The sequence below is a fragment of the Thiocystis minor genome, from assembly GCF_016653465.1.
In the GTDB taxonomy this organism is placed as follows: Bacteria; Pseudomonadota; Gammaproteobacteria; order Chromatiales; family Chromatiaceae; genus Chromatium; species Chromatium minus.
In genome coordinates this window covers 26,192-44,271 of the sequence record NZ_NHSQ01000030.1, presented here as the reverse complement: position 1 = coordinate 44,271, position 18,080 = coordinate 26,192, and the positions used below count along the sequence as shown (strand labels likewise).

General features: G+C 64.6%; 19 protein-coding genes and 1 tRNA gene. 9 read left to right on the top strand and 11 right to left on the bottom strand.

The window, feature by feature from the left end; all coding sequences use genetic code 11:
- Positions 1-202 precede the first annotated feature (202 nt).
- On the bottom strand, positions 203-622 hold the full coding sequence (locus CCR95_RS02195) for a hypothetical protein (protein ID WP_201091454.1): 420 nt from the start codon (positions 620-622) through the stop codon (positions 203-205).
- Positions 623-849: 227 nt separating this feature from the next.
- Between CCR95_RS02195 and CCR95_RS02190 the strand changes: the two genes are divergently transcribed.
- Positions 850-1,203 (top strand): helix-turn-helix domain-containing protein, encoded by a 354-nt coding sequence (locus CCR95_RS02190; protein WP_201091453.1) that lies wholly within the window; start codon positions 850-852, stop codon positions 1,201-1,203.
- A 260-nt stretch (positions 1,204-1,463) separates the two neighbouring features.
- Here CCR95_RS02190 and CCR95_RS02185 read toward each other — a convergent pair whose 3' ends face one another.
- A complete protein-coding gene (locus tag CCR95_RS02185; RefSeq protein WP_201091451.1) occupies positions 1,464-1,751 on the bottom strand; it encodes a hypothetical protein in 288 nt (95 codons plus the stop codon).
- Between the two features lie 67 nt (positions 1,752-1,818).
- Here CCR95_RS02185 and CCR95_RS02180 point away from each other — a divergent pair, with 67 nt between their 5' ends.
- Genes CCR95_RS02180 through CCR95_RS02165 form a run of 4 tightly spaced genes read left to right on the top strand, consistent with a single transcriptional unit; the run spans position 1,819 to position 4,816 of the window.
- Positions 1,819-3,180 carry an antA/AntB antirepressor family protein gene (locus tag CCR95_RS02180; RefSeq protein WP_201091449.1) on the top strand — a complete coding sequence of 454 codons (1,362 nt, stop codon included), beginning with the start codon at positions 1,819-1,821 and terminating at the stop codon, positions 3,178-3,180.
- A gap of 12 nt (positions 3,181-3,192) precedes the next feature.
- Positions 3,193-3,525, top strand: a complete 333-nt coding sequence (locus CCR95_RS02175) for a hypothetical protein (protein WP_201091447.1) — start codon at positions 3,193-3,195, stop codon at positions 3,523-3,525.
- On the top strand, positions 3,522-3,887 hold the full coding sequence (locus tag CCR95_RS26240; protein ID WP_201091445.1) for a helix-turn-helix domain-containing protein: 366 nt from the start codon (positions 3,522-3,524) through the stop codon (positions 3,885-3,887). The genes CCR95_RS02175 and CCR95_RS26240 overlap by 4 nt, the downstream gene beginning before the upstream one ends.
- 26 nt (positions 3,888-3,913) lie before the next feature.
- Positions 3,914-4,816, top strand: coding sequence for a tyrosine-type recombinase/integrase (locus tag CCR95_RS02165; RefSeq protein WP_201091456.1), 903 nt, complete (start codon positions 3,914-3,916; stop codon positions 4,814-4,816).
- A 112-nt stretch (positions 4,817-4,928) separates the two neighbouring features.
- On the opposite strand, the gene CCR95_RS02160 is transcribed toward CCR95_RS02165, so the two are convergent.
- The 5 genes from CCR95_RS02160 to CCR95_RS02140 all read right to left on the bottom strand — a co-directional run bounded on the left by CCR95_RS02160 (position 4,929) and on the right by CCR95_RS02140 (position 8,430).
- Positions 4,929-5,003: transfer RNA gene (locus tag CCR95_RS02160), tRNA-Val, on the bottom strand.
- 69 nt (positions 5,004-5,072) lie between these two features.
- Positions 5,073-6,521, bottom strand: a complete 1,449-nt coding sequence (gene pyk, locus CCR95_RS02155; RefSeq protein WP_201091443.1) for a pyruvate kinase — start codon at positions 6,519-6,521, stop codon at positions 5,073-5,075.
- A gap of 95 nt (positions 6,522-6,616) precedes the next feature.
- A complete protein-coding gene (locus tag CCR95_RS02150) occupies positions 6,617-7,219 on the bottom strand; it encodes a flavin reductase family protein (RefSeq protein WP_201091442.1) in 603 nt (200 codons plus the stop codon).
- Between the two features lie 81 nt (positions 7,220-7,300).
- A complete protein-coding gene (locus CCR95_RS02145; protein ID WP_201091439.1) occupies positions 7,301-7,702 on the bottom strand; it encodes a cupin domain-containing protein in 402 nt (133 codons plus the stop codon).
- Positions 7,703-7,713: 11 nt separating this feature from the next.
- Positions 7,714-8,430 carry a transposase gene (locus CCR95_RS02140; RefSeq protein WP_201091437.1) on the bottom strand — a complete coding sequence of 239 codons (717 nt, stop codon included), beginning with the start codon at positions 8,428-8,430 and terminating at the stop codon, positions 7,714-7,716.
- An 87-nt stretch (positions 8,431-8,517) separates the two neighbouring features.
- On the opposite strand from CCR95_RS02140, the gene hrpB reads away from it, so the two are divergent.
- On the top strand, positions 8,518-11,067 hold the full coding sequence (gene hrpB / locus CCR95_RS02135; protein ID WP_201091436.1) for an ATP-dependent helicase HrpB: 2,550 nt from the start codon (positions 8,518-8,520) through the stop codon (positions 11,065-11,067).
- 8 nt (positions 11,068-11,075) lie between these two features.
- Here hrpB and CCR95_RS02130 read toward each other — a convergent pair whose 3' ends face one another.
- Genes CCR95_RS02130 through dksA form a run of 3 tightly spaced genes read right to left on the bottom strand, consistent with a single transcriptional unit; the run spans position 11,076 to position 14,083 of the window.
- Positions 11,076-12,569: a lipopolysaccharide biosynthesis protein gene (locus CCR95_RS02130; protein ID WP_201091435.1), complete on the bottom strand. Its 1,494-nt coding sequence runs from the start codon at positions 12,567-12,569 to the stop codon at positions 11,076-11,078.
- Between the two features lie 44 nt (positions 12,570-12,613).
- Positions 12,614-13,615 carry a tRNA glutamyl-Q(34) synthetase GluQRS gene (gluQRS, locus tag CCR95_RS02125; RefSeq protein ID WP_201091434.1) on the bottom strand — a complete coding sequence of 334 codons (1,002 nt, stop codon included), beginning with the start codon at positions 13,613-13,615 and terminating at the stop codon, positions 12,614-12,616.
- A 33-nt stretch (positions 13,616-13,648) separates the two neighbouring features.
- The gene (gene dksA, locus CCR95_RS02120) at positions 13,649-14,083 is read right to left on the bottom strand and encodes an RNA polymerase-binding protein DksA (protein ID WP_201091433.1); all 435 of its coding nucleotides are present in this window, start codon (positions 14,081-14,083) and stop codon (positions 13,649-13,651) included.
- A 230-nt stretch (positions 14,084-14,313) separates the two neighbouring features.
- On the opposite strand from dksA, the gene CCR95_RS02115 reads away from it, so the two are divergent.
- Positions 14,314-15,093 carry an HAD-IA family hydrolase gene (locus CCR95_RS02115; RefSeq protein WP_201091428.1) on the top strand — a complete coding sequence of 260 codons (780 nt, stop codon included), beginning with the start codon at positions 14,314-14,316 and terminating at the stop codon, positions 15,091-15,093.
- Between the two features lie 8 nt (positions 15,094-15,101).
- Positions 15,102-16,304 carry an aminotransferase class I/II-fold pyridoxal phosphate-dependent enzyme gene (locus CCR95_RS02110; protein WP_201091426.1) on the top strand — a complete coding sequence of 401 codons (1,203 nt, stop codon included), beginning with the start codon at positions 15,102-15,104 and terminating at the stop codon, positions 16,302-16,304.
- 149 nt (positions 16,305-16,453) lie between these two features.
- On the opposite strand, the gene CCR95_RS02105 is transcribed toward CCR95_RS02110, so the two are convergent.
- The gene (locus CCR95_RS02105; protein WP_201091424.1) at positions 16,454-16,777 is read right to left on the bottom strand and encodes a hypothetical protein; all 324 of its coding nucleotides are present in this window, start codon (positions 16,775-16,777) and stop codon (positions 16,454-16,456) included.
- A 152-nt stretch (positions 16,778-16,929) separates the two neighbouring features.
- Between CCR95_RS02105 and zapE the strand changes: the two genes are divergently transcribed.
- Positions 16,930-18,012 carry a cell division protein ZapE gene (gene zapE, locus CCR95_RS02100; protein ID WP_201091422.1) on the top strand — a complete coding sequence of 361 codons (1,083 nt, stop codon included), beginning with the start codon at positions 16,930-16,932 and terminating at the stop codon, positions 18,010-18,012.
- Positions 18,013-18,080: the final 68 nt, after the last annotated feature.

Genomic DNA, 18,080 nt, shown 5'->3' with positions numbered 1-18,080 from the left:
GGTCCGCGGCGACGGCATAAAAATCTCTCGTGAAAGCATGGATATTCCTGTGTGCAGAGAAAGACGTTCGACCTCGGCGAGGCCGGGATGGACAAGCGTACTGACGGTCCGCGTCACGGATTCGCCGACATGCTTGGGAAAACCTGGGTGAAGGCGGTCGGCATCGGCCCCCCCTGGAAAGGTGAGGTGCGCGCGCGGGGATTTAGGTGCCGTGGCGCTGGCGCACGATCGCGGTCGCGCGGGCCTGAATGCCGAGCAGAAACGCGGCACTGGGGGCCAACGTGCGCGGGTGGACCGGCAGTTCGTCGTTATGGCGGAAGGTGCGCGTCGGGATCGACGCCTGCGCGGCGCAGGCATGGCACTGCGTTTCCGGGCGCGCGCGCCGCGCCTTGAGCTGCGAGGACGACAGCGTGGCGAGCTTGTCGCAGCAGCGATAGCGGACGCGATAGCCGTGGGGCAGTCGGGCCAGAATCGTGACGCCGCCCACGACGGCGCCGGGCTGAAACACCGCGGACCGCGGTCGCGTCGCGTGCGGGCTGGGTGCGGCGGTCGGGGTGTCGGCAATGTTCGCCACCTGGCCCGAGCCGGGCGACAGGGCGACGGTCTCGTGTTGCGCGGTCATCGGGGTCTCTCCATCTCGACGAAAATCCTCGGCCAGTGGGCCGGTCCGGATCGGATCGGATCGACCGTGGGCGATCCGCGATTGCGTGGCGTGTCTTAAATTACGTGATAAAAAGTCGATCATCAACGGTTTTTTTGGCCGAAGAAAAGATTAAACAGTTGTAGTAAACTGGAAGTGTGAACCGTTTTTAAACGTGAACGGTGTTTTTGCTCACCACAGGAGTTTCCATGTCGACTTTCGGCGAACGCATGAAACACGAGCGCAGAACGCTCAATATCACCCAGGCCGCGCTGGCCAAGACGGTCGGGGCGGCGCAGCAGACCATTCATCAGATCGAGAATGACGTGGGGCGCGATACGCGCTTTGCGATCCAGATCGCCCAGGCGCTCGGCGTCAATGCGGAGTGGCTGAAAACCGGCGTGGGGCCGAAAACGCAGGCGGATTGGCGGTGGTATCTCGACACCCACGGACTGTCCGAGGACACCCGCGAGGCGCTCCGGGAGATGATTGCCGCCGTGCTGGCGGGACGGTTTTCCGAACGGCGTCTCCTGGTCTTGATGCGGACCTTTCTGGACGACTGAGGGTTGGTTTTAAGACTGTATGATCAGTGACAAACTTTTTTATCGATTGACCGTTTAACTGTCAGAAAGGTACTCTGGTTGCTCGTTGTCCTTCCGCCTGCGAGTCCGTCCATGTCGGCTGCCGTTTCCCCGCGCGACCCCGCCCCCCTCCATGAGCGAGGGGTCGCGGACACCGACATCAGCGCCATCGAAGGCGCACTCCAGATCCGCCAAGCGATGCGCGACCCTGCCCGGTGCGAGGATTTGCGCGATCCGTTGCGTCAGTCCGTCGCGTCGCTCGATGCGATGCACGCGGCGTTCTTAGACGTGTTGACACCGGCGCAGGTCTCGGCATGACAAACGACCGGGCGGCGTTGCGCGAGCGCGTCCTCGCGCCGTGAGCCCGTCATCGACGGACGCGCGAGGACTGGCGTGGCTTCGCGCGGGCAGCGGATGGCGACGCTTGGTGGCACGACCGTGCGACCCGGATGGCGGTCGCGACAGACCTGGCACAGATCGATGCCGACACCTGGCGGACCGACATGGCCCGCCTCCAGCTTCACATCCAAGGCGCGCCGCTCTCGGCCTGAGCGCCAGCCGTGCGTCCACCCCGAATCCTGCTCGACAAGGAGGCTTATGTACCCGCTGATCCCCGTGCTCTTTCGTCATTCCGTGCTGTTTTTGGTGCCTGTCGAGGGGCAGCCGTTCGTGCTGATGAAGCCCTTGGTGCTGGCGATGGGGCTGGTGTGGTCGGTGCAGCAGGAAAAACTCCTCAAGGATGCCCGCTGGCACGCCCAGACGCTTCCGCTCGCCGATGCCGACGGGGCGTCGGCGGCGGTGTGTCTGCCCCTGCGCAAGCTGTTCGGCTGGCTGACCAGTCTGCGGCCTTACCAGGCGAAAGCCGCGACGGACAACCGCGACAATTTTCTCACCTTTCAAAAAAACTGCGACGAGATCCTCTGGAACGCTTGGCGCAAGTGCGAATTCGCCCGGCTGACCGCACGGCCCGTGGCGCGGATTCCCGACCTCGGACCGGAATCGACACCCGCCGTCGCAGCGGCGGGCGCAAATCAGGCGATCGCGCCGGCGGGCGTGACGGATCGCGAGGGCGCGGACGACGCCCCGCTGGTCGCGGTGTTTCCGGGGGAGATCGGCGGGGTCGCTGGACAGGTCTGCCATGCGACCGATTTACATGCCTTCTTGGACGTCGGTCGCGACGTTTCGACCTGGCTCAACGAGCGCATCGTGAAATATGGATTCGTTGAAAATCAAGACTTTGCATTGGTTCCCCGAAACGGGGGCATCAAAAAAGGCCGAGGTGGAGACCGCCGCAGCAAGGATTACCTCATCACCCTCGACATGGCCAAAGAACTGAGCATGGTCGAGAACAACGCCAAAGGCCGCGAAGCCCGGCGCTATTTCATCGCCATGGAGCGCCAGGCGCTGGCTGCCGCCGGGCCGTCGGTACCGATCCGTCCGCCCGCGTCTGCACCCGCCCCCGCGTGGACCGACAGCCCGCGTCCGTTTCCCGCGCTGGATCTGACGCTCCAGGTGGCGGAAGTCGCCATGCGGAATCTGCGCCTGTCCGAGACCTCGAAAATTCGTCTGTTGGCCGACATCTGCCGGACCAAGGGCGTGTCGAGTTCGTTTTTGCCGGAGTTCGTCGACGAATCGCTGGTGCGCGCGCTCACGGATTTGTTGAAGGAACACGGGAGCGCGCACTCGACGATCGTCGCGAATCAAGCCTTGCTGGACCTGGGTCTGCTGGAAATTCTTACGCGCAAAAGCGCCAAGGGCACCGTGCGGGCGTTCAAGAGCCTCACCCTGGACGGTCTGGCCTATGGTCGCAACGAGACCAGTCCGCAAGCGCCCCGCGAAACCGCGCCGCTGTATTTCGCCGAGTCGTTTCCGACATTGCTGGCGCGCATCGAGGCGCACCTCGCGACGGCGGCAAGCGACCGGCCGCGTGCGCGGCGTCTGGGATCGTCGGTGCATTGAAGGAGATCAACGATGCCAATCGACAACGAACCGATGTCGCGCGTCCCCTCCGCCGAGAAGATGGACGAAATCCGGCTCGCCATGACGGCGGCAATGTCGCGTTCCGAACGCTTTTTAACCCATCGCGAATTTTTACGGCGTGTCTTGGCGCGCTTGGGGACACCAAGCGATGCGGATCGCCTGCTTAGAGCGTGGGGGTATCGACCGGATGCCTTGATGCGCACACGCGGCGCCTTGCTCGGGACGCGCACGGTGCAAGCGCTGCTGGACACCGTTATCGCCACGCGAGCGCAACGCTTGATCCCGACGCGCACGGGCAGGTTGCGTCTGGAGGACGCCGAATGACCGTAACGCTGCTTTTAACGCTTGAAGGGGCCGCCAAAACGCTGGCGATCAGCGCGCGCAGCGTGCGCCGCCTGATCGACGCGGGCGAACTCGCGCCGGTGCGCATCGGGCGATCCGTGCGCCTTAGTGCCGCCGATATCACAGCCTATGTCGACCGCCAAGTGTCCGGGAGTACTATTGCTCTTGGGGTGGTGGTGCCTGGAGACAGCACATGCCACGACGTAAGACCAAGACCAGACCGAAAGAAGGGATCTACGAACGGCCACGCTCGCCGTATTGGTGGGCCGTCTACCCCAGCGGGGTCGGGGGTTCGACTCGCCGCAGTACTGGGATTCCCGTCGCCGACGATCCCGAAGGTCTGAAAGCCGCCGCGATCCGTGCCGGTTGGATGGCCGAGAAGCAGATCGAACGCACGGGCGAGGGCAGCACGTTCGACGATCTGCTGTTGCTCTACCTCGACCAAGTGACTCCAGCCAAGCGTGCGCCGGAACGTGACCAGTGGAGCGCGAAAGCCTTGTTTCCGATTTTCACGGGGCGACGCTTGTCCGAGATCGGTGCGGTCGATGTCCGCGCCTATATTGCCCGCCGTCGAACGGCGGGGATTGCGCCAGGGACAATCAACAAAGAACTGGGATTGATGAGCGCCGCCAGTAATTGGGCGAAGCGTGAACTGGAGTGGGACATCTCGAACCCCTGGGGAACCCGCCGACAGAAGGAGCCAGCCGGGCGTAACCGCTGGCTCACGCGCGAGGAAGCCGTGCGACTCCTGAAGGCCGCCGCCCAGCCAACACGACTGATGCGCTCGCCGTGGCTGCTCGACTTCATTCGACTCGGGTTGTACTCAGGGATGCGACCGGGGGAAATGCTAGGGTTAGCGTGGCGGCGGGTCGATCTCAAAGGTGGCTCAATCACCTTTGAGACCGGAGACCAGAAAAATGGGAAGCTAGGACACGTCCCGCTAAACCGGGAGGCTCGGAAAGCGATCCTGGCACGCGCGCGATTCATAGCGGAATATTGTCCGGCGTCGCCGTGGGTGTTTTGTGATCGTCAGGGTGAACGGATCGCGAGCGTCAAAAAGGGATTTACCGCTTGCGTTAGGGATGCCGATCTAGTGGATGTGCATCCGCACGACCTGCGTCGGACGTGTGGAAGTTGGCTCGTTCAAGCGGGTGTTGGGATCGAGCGGGTGTCGGAGTTACTTCGACATAGCGATGTTGCGATCACGGCTCGCGTCTACGCCCATTTGCGACCGAGTGATTTGGCGGATGCGATCGCCATTCTCGACCGATAGGAGCAAAACGGCTCGGGAACGCATTTGCACACTGATTTGCACACAGGCCCGAGATCGCTTGAGGCAGGCAAGAAAAAGCCGCTGTTAAGCGGCTGATTCAAATCGAGAATATTGGTGGGCGCACGTGGGATCGAACCACGGACCCCTGCCGTGTGAAGGCAGTGCTCTCCCGCTGAGCTATGCGCCCTTTAAGACGTGCGATCATACGGGGAGAGCACTGAGAGGTCAAGATGCGCAGACCATCGATGATCTCCCGTCAGTCGCAGATTTTACCCGCATCAAGACCTAACTCCAGGATCTCCATACGATAGTTTCCACAGGGGTTCTCGGCTGTCGGTCCCTGGGTCAGCAGAACCAGGCCGCTGTCGATGCCGCGCTCGCCAAGCCAGTGGCGGGCGAACCGGGACCAGTCCGGGCGGTCCGCCTCCACTTGAATCGCATGGATGCCATAGGAAAATTGTAGCGATTGGCAGGTGGCTGGATTCGGGCTGAAGGCGAGAATCCAGACCGGCGGACGGAACCGCGCGACGTTGCGCGGGGTGCTGCCAGATTGGGTGGGGACGATCACGGCGCGGGGTGCGCTGTTGTTGATGGTGTGATAGACGCTGGCGGCAACCAGGTCGACCGCGCGCATGCGTTCGCCGCCATTGAAGCCGTCCATGGCACGTACGAAGGGCTGTTTGCTGCGCTCGGGTTCGACCTGAGTGGCAATGCCGGCGAGCATGGCGACGGCGTCCACCGGGTAGCGGCCCATCGCCGATTCGGCGGAGAGCATGACGCAGTCGGTGCCGCCGAGGATGGCGTTGGCGACGTCGGTGGCCTCGGCGCGGGTCGGGCGCCGGTAAATGACCATGGATTCCAGCATCTGGGTGGCGGTGATCACGGGTTTGCCGAAATGATTGGCCAGTTCGGTGATCTGCTTCTGGACCACGGCGATCCGCTCGATCGGGATCTCGACGCCCAAATCGCCGCGCGCGACCATGATGCCGTCGGCGGCGGTCAGGATGGCCTTCAGGTTGTCCAGCGCGTCGGCGCGTTCGATCTTGGCGATGATGAAGGGCGCATAGTTCATGGCCTCGGCGGCCCGACGCACGGCCAGGATGTCGTCGGCGGTGGCGACAAAGGACTGACTGACCGCGTCCAACCGGTGCTCGGCGGCAAAGCGCAGCCAGTCGTGATCGTTCTCGGTGAAGGCGGTGATGCCAAGATTGATGCCGGGCAGGTTCAGCCCCTTGCGGGAGCGGAGTTCGCCGCCGACGCGGACGTTGCAATGGATGTCCGTCCCCTTGACCTCCACGACCTTGAGCAGGATGAAGCCGTCGTTGAGATAGAGCCGGTCGCCCGGTTGCACGGCGTCGAGCAGGTCCGGAAAGCTGATGCCGATGCGGTGTTTGTCCCCAAGGATCTCGTCGGTGGTCAGGATGAGGGGATCGTCGCGTTGCAGTTCGATCGGTTCCTCGGCCAGATCGCCGATGCGCATCTTGGGGCCTGGGAGGTCGCCCATGATGGCGACGCGGCGGTTCGCGACCTTGGCGGCCTCGCGAATCCGGGCGATCACCGCGCCATGATAGGCTGGGTCGCCATGCGAAAAGTTCAATCGGGCCACATTCATTCCAGCCTCGATCAATTGCGTCAGTACCTCTAGGGTGTCCGACGCGGGACCGATGGTCGCGACGATTTTTGTTTTGTGGTCAGGCAGTTGCATGATTCATTCTCGGAAGGTAAAGGGAAGGGGAAAGTCGGCCGTGTCGTCCGCCAGGGTTGAGCGCGCCCTGGCGGGCGACGGATGGTTCAAAAGGATCAAAGACGTTGGTGTGAGCGCCGCCAGGCAAGGATGGCGGCGTGATCGATCGCCTGATCCTGGATATAGAGCCGGTCGAGCGCGGCTTTGCGCTCGGGGGGCGCGTCGCGCAGCAGGGTTGCGACGGTCAGGACGGGAGCCTGCTGCAAGAGTGCGCCACCCGTGATCCCAGCCAGATAGATGCTGCGGTCGCCGCTGCCCATCTGCTGTTCGACCCGACAATCCAGCCAGGACAGGGCGCCCGGATAGAGCGGATTGCCGCCGGGCGTGTCAGGCAGCACCAGATCCGCGAATTTGTCGACTCGGTGACCGCTGGCGAGTCCGAAGCGCCAGACCGTGTCCAGATCATCGTGGCGGAGCAGATGGAGCGCGAAGCGTCCGGTCGTCTCGATCCGACTCCAGGTGTCATGCTGTTTGGCGATGGCGATCAGCATCCGCGGCCACTCGGCGACGATGGAGGCGCGGGTGGCGGAGGTGGCGATCATGCCGCTCCGACGGTGGCCATCACCAGCCGTCACCAGCCACAAGGGTGGGTCGTAGAGATGGAAAATCCGGGAAACGGCGTCGCGGGTCTCGGGCGGTAGGTCGAACTCGTCCTGCATGGGGAAGCGCTCGCGGTCAGTTTATCACGATGGATGGCCTCGATTGGGTCAGCATGCCATGAAAAAGTGACGAAACGATTTTCAGGTCGGCGAATCGGGCAAAGGCTCGGGATCGATATCCTGGTAGGCATGGGGCGTAAAACGCGGCGTGCAGATCGCGAGAAAGATCAGGTCGGTGTCGCCGCGGTTGCCGATCCGCTGTCCCAGCCCGGCGGGGATGTGGACCAGGTCGCCCGCGCGCACCCGCCTGGATGCCATGCCTTCGACCTCGACCAGACCCTCTCCGCTCAGGATCAGATAACGCTCGACGATGCCCGCGAGCCGATGGAGCCGGGTCGTGACCTGGGGCGCGACCCGGGCACGGGCGATGGAGACCGCGGGATCGTCCTCCCGGTTCCAGGATTCCAGGATAAAACAGCCTTCGGCGGTGAGGAATTCATCCGCCTCGCGGGGCGTATAGACCTCGCCTCGCGTCATGTTCATTCGCGTCCGACTCATTCCATTCCGGCATGACGCCGATACGCGGCGGAGCGGCGGTCGCCGCCGCGCGGTCGCGGTAGGGCGCGACGATTCAGCAGGCTCTCGATGGCCTGGCAAAAGTCGGGATTGCCCAGGAGCCATGCCTTGTTGGTCGCGTCGCGAATCTCTTTCAACAGGTTGTCGTCGAGCGGGGATGCGGCCGTCTGGGCATAGCTGGCCTGGCGCGCCTTGGCGCTTCGCCCTAGACGCTCGTACTCCGGATGAGGCGTGATCAGGGGATCCTCGTTCCCCGCCGCATTGGCCCCATAGCTCGACCACGCATAGTCGGAGGTCTGCTCGACCAAACCCGCGCGCACCGGATTGGCTTCCACATAGTGACAAACCGGGAGCAGATAGGTCTTGGGATCCAGCAGGGTGGCGCGATAACGCCCCTCCCAGAGCGTGCCGGTGCGTTCGTAACGGTCGTTGAAATACTGCACATAATAGCGGCCGACATACTGCATCAGCTTGCCGATCCCGTTTTCCAGACGGGGCGTGAGCAACAGATGGAAGTGGTTCGGCATCAGGACATAGGCATGGATGTCGCACTGAAATTTTTCCGCGGCGATCCCGATTTTCTCCCAGAGAAACCAATAGTCTTCCTCCTCGAATAGGATTTGCTGTCGGTTGTTGCCGCGTTGAATGACATGCTGTGGATAGCCGGGCAGAACGAAGCGAGGTAGACGTGCCATGAGTAGGGTCGGATCCGGTTGATTGACCTGGGATCTAGTATAGACTGAGCCCACCGGATTTATACGCGATTGGAGAGGAACCAGCTCATGTCGCCGACAGCGCCCGCGGTTCGCGATCGAACGCTCCCCATCGAATCCGCGATGGACGAACTGCGTGCCGCGCTACGCCAGGGGCACGCGCTTCTTCAGGCGCCCACCGGATCCGGCAAGTCCACTTGGGTTCCGCTGGCCCTGCTCGACGCGGACTGGCTGAACGGCCAACGCATCCTCATGCTCGAACCGCGCCGTCCCGCCGCGCGCATGACCGCGGCGCACATGGCCGCGCTGCTCGGCGAGAGCCTGGGCGAACGGGTTGGCTATCAGGTTCGCTTCGAGCGTCGGATCGGCCAACACACCCGCATCGAGGTGATCACGGAAGGGATTCTGACCCGACGCCTCCAGTCCGACCCCGAACTCGATGGGGTCGGATTGATCGTTTTCGACGAATTCCATGAGCGCAACCTGCAATCCGACCTCGGGTTGGCGCTCGCGCTGGATGTCGTCGCGAATCTGCGCCCGGAACTGCGTCTGCTCGTGATGTCCGCGACCCTGGACGCCGAGCCGGTCGCCAGACTGCTCGGCGGCGCGCCGATCGTGCGCGGCGCGGGTCGGAGTTTTCCGGTCGCGGTCCAGTACGCCGAACGGACGCCGGACTCCGATCCGGTCCAGACGACAGTCGCCGGAATCCGCGCGGCGCTCGCCGAACACGACGGCGATATCCTGGCCTTTCTGCCCGGCGCCGGCGAGATCGATCGCTGCGTGGAGCAACTCGCCCGAGGCGCGGATAACGGCGTCATCGTCCTGCCGCTCCACGGCAGTCTGCCGACGGCCGCGCAGGATCGGGCGCTGCTGCCGGGCAAACCCGGCCAGCGGCGTGTGATCGTCGCGACCGACCTCGCGGAGACCAGCGTCACCATCCAGGGCGTGCGGGCGGTCGTCGACAGCGGTCTGACCCGCAAGCCGCGCTTCGATCCGGGTGCTGGACTCAGCCGCTTGGTCCTGGAGAGCATCCCGCGCGCCTCGGCCGAGCAGCGCGCCGGGCGCGCGGGACGCGTGGGACCGGGCGTCTGTTATCGCCTCTGGACGCGCGCCCAGGAGCATGGCCGCCCGGAGCATCGCACGCCCGAGATCCTCCAGTCCGATCTGGCCCCTCTGGTGCTGGAACTCGCGCTCTGGGGCGTCAAGGATCCCGCGCGACTGCGCTGGCTGGATCCGCCGCCCGCCCCGGCCTGGGAGCAGGCGGTGGAGCTTTTGCGCGCGCTGGACGCGCTGGATGCCGGGCACGCGCTCACCCGCTTGGGCCGCGCGATGGCGGAGCTGCCCATCCATCCGCGGCTCGCCGTGATGCTGCTGGGGACCGCGCCCGCGGCCCGCCAAACCGCCGCCGATCTCTGCGCGCTGATCTCCGAGCGCGACCCCATGCTCTCCGCCCCCGGCCTTGCCCGGTCGGCCGATCTGGGGCCGCGACTTCAGGCGCTCCAGGCCCTGCGCGATAAGCGCAGTCCGTTCGGCATGGACCGGCAGCGTCTCGCGGCCATCGAGCGCGTCTCGCGGCAATTGCGACGGCTGGCCGGCGAATCTCCGGCGGATGGCGTCACCGCTCCCAGTGCGCTTCTCGCCCTGGCCTATCCGGAGCGCATCGCCCAGCGGCGTGGCGGCGCGGACGATCGCTACCTGCTCGCCTCCGGGGCCGGTGCGCTGCTACCGCGCGACGATGCGCTCGCCGTCCATCCCTATCTGGTGGTCGCGGCGCTAGATGCGCGTGGGCGAGATGGACGTATTCAGTTGGCGCTGCCGCTCGCCGAAGCGGACTTGCGCGCGCAGTTCGCCGACCGGATCGAGACCGGCCGGCAGGTCGCCTGGGATCCGGAACGCGAGTGTGTCGCCGCGCGCGAACTCGTCCGGTATGGCGCCATCGTCCTCGACTCCCGCCCGCTTGCGCTGGGGGAACACGCGGAGGTGACCGGGCTGCTGCTCGACCGCATTCGCGATCAGTTCGAGCGGGCACTGAACTGGACCGACGCGGCGCACCAGTTGCAGGCGCGCGTCGGACTGTTGCGCCGAACCGATCCCGCCGGCGAGTGGCCGGATCTCTCGCCGGACGCGCTGCGCGACAGTCTGACCGACTGGCTCGCCCCTTGGCTCGCGGGCAAGTCGCGGCTAACCGAGGTCCAGCGGCTCGACCTGACGGCCATCCTGACGGCCCGCCTTTCCTGGGAACAACAACAGCGTCTGGAACGGGAGGCGCCCAAGGCGTTCGTGACGCCGGCAGGGAACAGCCGCCCGCTCGATTATGTCAGCGCCGAACAGCCCATCCTCGCGGTGCCGCTCCAGGAACTCTTTGGGCTGACCGAAACTCCGCGTCTGTGCGGCGGACGGGTTCCGGTCCTACTCCATCTGCTTTCCCCGGCCCGGCGTCCGCTTCAAGTGACGCAGGATTTGGCCGGATTCTGGGCGCGCGGTTACGCGGAAGTGCGCCGGGAGCTGCGAGGGCGTTATCCCAAACACCATTGGCCCGAGGATCCCACCCAAGCCAAGGCGGTCGTCGGCGGGATTCAACGGCGCTCGCATCGGATGTCGCCGACGGCAGGCGTCTGAATTCCGCGTTACGACGACCCGCCATCGATTCCGCGTCGCCGCGTCAGTCGGCGCACATCCAGCAGCAGGACCGCTAGCAAAAAGACCGCCAGACAGAGCGTCCCCGCCACCAGCGCATTCCAGCCGAGTCCCGAGACCAGCCCACGGCTCGCCAGATAGAGCGCGACCCCGAAGACCACATAGCCCAGCACGCGCCCGACCTCGTAGGGCACCGGGTAATAGCGACGTCCGAGCCAATAGGACATCGCCACCATCGAGCCGTAGCAGACCAGATGCGCCCAGGCCGCGCCCTCGTAGCCGTAAATGGGCACCCACCAGAGCAGCAGGACGATGGTGATCCCCGCGCCAATCAGCGAGACGCCAGCACCCATCAGGGTACGGTCGGTCAGTTTGTACCAGATGGACAGATTCACATAGATGCCGAGAAAGAGGCTCGCGAGCAGCAGCACCGGCACCACGCTCAGTCCCTCCCGGTAAGCGCTGCCGACGAAATACTGAAAGACATCCAGATAGAGCGTGACCAGCAGAAACAGAAAGACGCAGCAGATGACGAACCAGTTGAGCACCAGCGCATAGGTCTGTCGCGCGTCGCTCTGTTTGGCGTAACTGAAGAAAAACGGCTCGCCGGCATACCGGAACGCCTGGATGAAGAGCGCCATGAGGATCGACAGCTTGTAGCAGGCGCTGTAGATGCCGAGTTGCGCCATGTTGGTTTCGTCATCGAAGGGCAGCAGGTATTTGAGCGCGGCGCGATCCAGCATCTCGTTGATGATCCCCGCGAAGCCGATGATGACCATGGGGAGCGAATAGCGCAGAAGACGCCCGAAGAGCGCTGCCTGGAAGGTGCCGAATCCGTCCCGAAACTGCGGGGCCAGCAACATCAGCTTGAACCCGCTCGCCGCCAGGTTGGCGATGAAGACATAGCCCACGCCGATGCTCGGGTTCCAGAGCGATCCGAGCAGCGAGTGCGGATCGGACTCGAAGGCGCGCCGGCAGACGTAGATGAAGAAGATGGTCAGACCGACGTTGGCGCCGATCTCAATCAGCTTGAGCGTCGCGAAACGCTTCGCCCGATCCTCCGCCCGCAGGCGCGCGAAGGCGACCGAACCCACCGAATCCAGGGCCAGGATCGCGGCGCTCCACCAGACATATTCGGGATGACTAGAATGGCGCAGCAATTCGGCGATCGGCTCGCGCTGGACATAGATCAGCAGGAAAAAAGCGATATTCGTCAGCACCAGAAAGCGCAGCACCGTCCCATAGACGACCTCGGGCGGCCACTCGCCCCCGGCGCGAAAACGGAAATAGCCGGTCTCCAGCCCGAACATGAGCACCACCGCCAGAAACCCCATGTAGGCGTAGAACTCGGCAATCACGCCATACTCCGCCGGGGCGAAGGTATAGGTTAGAAAGGGGACCAGCAGATAATTGAGAAAGCGCCCCAGGACGCTGCTGACGCCATAGATGGCGGTTTGGGAAGCGAGTCGCTTGAGTGGGTTCAAGGTAGGGGTCCGGATGTGGCCTGACGGCGGATGCGGAGCGCATTCTAACGCAATCGAAGATCATCTCCTGGCCATGTCTGGTGGTGTTCTGCGGTCCGGCTGCCGACGTCGACGTCCAGTAGGGCGATGCTGATCGTCGATCTGGCCGGCACACGTTCGATCCGCCACCGCGCAATGGCCTGCGACCAGAAGCGCTGGATCAGGCCGCCATGGATCGATCGCTCCAAGGGCAACGCTTCCTGACCCAACAGATCCCAGGCTCGTTTCAGGGCCGGGAGCGGATCGTCCGGATCGACCGGCGCGGCGGCGAGCGATTTGCTGAGTTTGCGACCCCCGTCATCCACCGCCAGCGGTACATGGGCATAGCCTGGCTGGCTCAGGCCCAAGGACTGCTGGAGCAGGATCTGACGTGGCGTGGAGAGCAGCAGGTCGGCACCGCGCACCACATGCGTGATTCCCTGCCAGGCATCGTCGACGACGACCGCGAGCTGATACGCATGGATGCCATCGGCGCGTCGGAGCACGAAATCGCCGATCGTGGCCTCGATCGACTGCTCCCATGCGCCCTGGATACGGTCAACGAACGTGATCGGTTGTGCAGGCGCGCGCAGGCGCACGGTGCGCGGCAAACGTCCCGGCGGCAGGCCCGCGCGACAGGTTCCGGGATAGATGGGGCCTTCGAGACCTGGCAGGTCCAGCCGGGCGATCTCGGTGCGGCTGCAACCGCAGGGATAGGTCAGGCCGCGCGCGGCGAGTCGGTCCAGCGCGGACTGGTAGGCGTCGGAGCGGTCGCGCTGAAAAAGGACGGGGTCGTCCCACACGAAGCCGAATGCCTGGAGGGTGCGCAGAATGTCGGCGGCGGCGCCGGGAACCTCGCGCGGGCGGTCCAGGTCTTCCATACGCACCAGCCAGGCGCCGGCCTGCGCGCGAGCGTCGACGTAGCTCGCCACGGCCGCGAGCAGGGAGCCGAAATGCAGCGGTCCGGTCGGGGAGGGGGCGAAACGCCCCCTGTAGCCCGCCCGGGCGGCGAAGGTTTGCCCGGACATCGGCTCAGGGATCGGTTGAGTGCGTGCCGACGGTCAGCCGCGTTGTTTTTCGCGAATCTCGTCGAGCGTCTTGCAGTCGATGCAAAGCGTGGCGGTCGGACGTGCCTCCAACCGGCGGATGCCGATCTCCACGCCGCACGCCTCGCAGTAGCCGTAGTCGTGCTCGTCGAGACGATCGATCGCCTCGTCGATCTTTTTGATCAGCTTGCGCTCCCGGTCGCGGGTGCGCAGTTCCAGGCTGAACTCGGATTCCTGGGTGGCGCGATCATTGGGATCCGGAAAATTGGTCGCGTCGTCCTGCATATGGTGAACGGTACGATCCACCTCTTCCATCAGGGACTGTTTCCAGGCCAGCAGGATGCTACGGAAGTGCTCCTCCTGCTGGGGGTTCATATATTCTTCGTCGGCACCCGCGTTATAGGGTGCGAATCCGAACGCCGTGGTTTCTTGTGCTTTTGCTTCGGCCATCGATATCTCCCGAAGGCTCTGGTCGTGGGGATGCCCACGGCTCGGATTCCGCGCTCTGTTTCGGGAATCCGCACCGCGAAAAGCGCTCTTAAGTACCAGATCTGAGTCAAAGGGGCAACTGAATACAACTTGCAGGTGCGTAATCGATGCGTCGGAATCCCCGGTCAGGTACTCTTCGTGGCTTGCGGATCCCGCGCGGATCAAACGTTTCAGCTTTATGGAGTCCTTGCATGTATGGTTTCAAGGCCATTCTTTTCGATGTCGATGGCACGCTCGCCGATACCGAGCGCGATGGACATCGGCCCGCCTTCAATGCCGCCTTCGCGGAGGCCGGTCTGGATTGGGTCTGGGATGTCGAGCGCTATGGCGAACTGCTGACGGTGACCGGCGGCAAGGAGCGGATTCGCTATTTTATGGAATCCGACGGGATCCGGCTGGATCCCGCACTGGATTCGGACGCCTTTGTCGGCGGCCTGCATCGCGCGAAGACCCGGCATTATGTGTCCATGCTGCAAACCGGTGCGATTCCGCTGCGTCCCGGCGTACTGCGTCTGCTGCGCGAGGCGCGCGCGGCTGGGATCCGGCTCGCGATCGCGACCACGACCACGCCGGAGAATGTGACCGAATTGCTCGACCATTGCGGTGAGCCCGGTCTGCGGGACTGGTTCGCGGTGATCGCGGCTGGGGATGTGGTTCCGGCCAAGAAGCCGGCGCCGGATATCTTTCGGCTGGCGCTCTCCGAACTGGGACTCGACGCGCGTGAGTGCGTGGCGGTCGAGGATTCCGACAATGGCGCTCGCGCGGCGTTGGCGGCCGGGCTGAAGGCGTTGCTGGTGACGGTGAACGACTACACCGCCGCGCAGGATTTCGCGGCCGCGCCGCTGGTGGTGGACCGGCTCGGCGATCCCGGTCAGCCCGTCCGAGTGCTGTCCGGCGCGCTGGGCGGGAGCCCCTTCGTCGATCTGGCTGCGCTGGATCGGATGCACCGTCTGGCCCATCCGGCCGCTTGACGCCGTCCATGACGAACGTCAGCGACAGCCATCTCGCGGCTCGCGCCCAGGCGGTGGAGCCCTTTCATGTGATGCGCCTGCTGGCGCGGGCACGCGAACTGGAGGCGCTCGGGCGCTCCATCGTGCATCTGGAGATCGGCGAGCCGGATTTCCCGACCCCCGCGCCCATCGTGGCGGCGGGACAGGCGGCGCTTGCCGAAGGTCGGACGCTCTATACCCCGGCGGCGGGTCTGCCGGCCTTGCGGCAGGCCATCGCGGAGGAGTATGGGCGTCGCGACGGCGTGGACGTCGAATCCGCGCGCGTGCTGATCGCGCCGGGCGCCTCCGGTGCCTTGCAACTGGCCTTTTCCGCGCTTCTGGAACCAGGCGACCGCGTACTGATCGGCGATCCCTCCTATCCCTGCTATCGTCAGGTGCTGCGGCTGATGGGGGTCGAACCGGTGGCGGTGCCGCTGGGACCGGAGAACGACTATCGGTTGACCGCCGGGCAGGCGGAATCGGCCTGGGGGGCGGAGATCCGCGCGGTGATCGTCGCCTCGCCCGCCAATCCGACCGGCTCGGTGCTGGATCCCGCCACGCTCGCCGAGCTTTACGCGCTCTGCCGTGCGCGCGGGGCGGCACTGATCGTCGACGAGATCTATCGGGGGCTCACCTATGAGACGCCCGCCCGCACCGCCTTGTCGGTCGGGTCGACGGATCTCTATGTCATCAACAGTTTTTCCAAATATTTCGGCATGACCGGCTGGCGTATCGGTTGGGCGATCGCGCCACGGGAGGCGGCCGGGGTGCTGGAGCGTCTGGCGCAGAATCTCTATATCGCCGCCAACACGCTGGCCCAGCACGCGGCGCTGGCGGCCTTTGACGCGACGACGCGGGCGATCGTCGAGGAACGGCGCGGGATCTTCCAGCAACGTCGCGACCGACTGCTGAGCGCGCTGCGCGGGCTCGGTTTCGCGATTCCGCACACGCCCGCCGGTGCCTTCTATCTCTACGCGGGTCTACCCGAGCGAGTCGCGGAGGACGCGATGATCTTCGCGTCCCGGCTGCTGGAGGAGGCTGGCGTCGCGGTGACGCCCGGTCAGGACTTCGGCGAACATGAGGCGGGGCACCATGTACGCTTCGCCTACACCCGTGATCTTCGCGAACTGGACGAGGGCGTGCGACGGATCGGCGAGTTTCTGTCTGGCGGCGGAGGTGAATGCCGGACATGACTTGACCAAGCGTCAAACCCCGTCGGAGCCCGCAAGCGGGCGACGGCTGGGCGCATGGAAGGCATCCTGGCTGGTCACGTCGCCCGCAAGCGGGCTCCGACGGGTAGGATCTTTTCCAAAAAACGCCTGATCCTCCGCGCATCGGTACCTCACCCAGGCTCTTCGGCGGTCCGAACCTGTACCGAGGCTGGCTCGAAACCGGGCGCGGCTCGGTGGCCGATCCGATCCGGCGCGATGAAAAAGAACCCGCAGGTTTGCGGGGTCAGGTTCTCGGCCGCGACGCGCGGATATTTGCGACAACTGGGCGGGCGGAAAAGGTAGACCGAGCAACTGCTCAGTCCCGCGTCATCGAAGCGCAGAAAAGGGCAGGGGTAGGGGAGCTTGCAACAACTGCCGCAGCGGTTGCACTCGCCGCGACGATTCGGATCGATGGGCAACAGGGAGGTCAGAAAACGTCTGGTTTTATTGAGCATGGTTTGGTATCTCGGTTGGACGGGAATATCCTGATCGTGTCAGGCGTCGCAAAATCGTCATGAGATGCTAATGAAAAGCCCTGCCGCTGTCACTTAAACCCATCAGCGAGAACGCTTGCCTGGTCGCTGGACGCTCTTTTTCGGTTCCGGACATGTCTCAAGCCAACCCCTCGAATTCCTTTCATCCCTGTGACAGCGCTCAACGCGAAGCGAGCGAACTGCTTCTCGCCCTGCGCCAGGCGTTGCTCCGCAAGCCGCCCCGTCAACCCCGGCGCGGTGTCTGGGGACTGCTCCGGGAGCGTTGGTCCGGGCCGGCGCTCCCGGTGCGCGGTCTGTATCTGTGGGGCGGCGTCGGGCGCGGCAAGACCTATCTCATGGATTGGTTCGTGGGCGAGCTGGAGGTGCCCGATAAACGCCGGGTACACTTCCATCACCTCATGCGGGAGATTCACGCCTTGATGGCGCGTCTTCCCAAGCAGCCCGATCCGCTGGAGGTCGTCGCCGATCGTTTGCGCGAGGAAGCGCGCGTGCTCTGTCTGGACGAGTTCATCGTCACCGACATCGCCGATGCCATGCTCCTGCACGGTCTGCTGAAGGCGCTCTTCGCGCGCGGTGTGACGCTGGTCACGACCGCCAACGCCCAGCCCGACGATCTGTATCGCAATGGCCTGCAACGGCAGTTGTTTCTACCCGCCATCGAACTGCTCAAACGGCACACCCAGGTCTTCGAACTGGACGGTGGGGTTGATTATCGGTTGCGCACGTTGACCCAGGCGGGAGTCTTTTATCTGGAAAACGACGCTGGCGAGCGACGGCTGGCCGAGGATTTCGCGCGGCTGACCGGGGGGCACGAGGCGTCGTCCGGCGCATTCTCGGTCAATGGCCGTGCGTTTCCGGCACGGCGGGTCGGGATGGATGTCGTCTGGTTCGATTTCGCGGCGCTCTGCGCCACGGCGCGCTCCGCCGCGGACTATATCGAAATCGCCCGCGAGTTCCACACCGTCCTGCTGTCGGGCGTGCCGCGACTCGGTCCGAACCAGGAGGCCGCGGCCCGTCGTTTCCTGCATCTGGTCGACGAGTTCTATGATCAGCGCGTCAAACTCGTGCTGTCAGCCGCCGCGCCGATCGAGAACCTCTACCTTGGTGGCTTGACCGACTTTGCCCATGAGCGACTGCTCAGCCGCTTGATCGAGATGCAGTCGCGCGACTATCTGGCGGCGGCGCTGACGTCTTGATCTGTAGCGATCCTGCCCAGCAGGGTCTGCGTCATGGTATGCATGAGTTGTGGCAGCGTCCGCGCTCA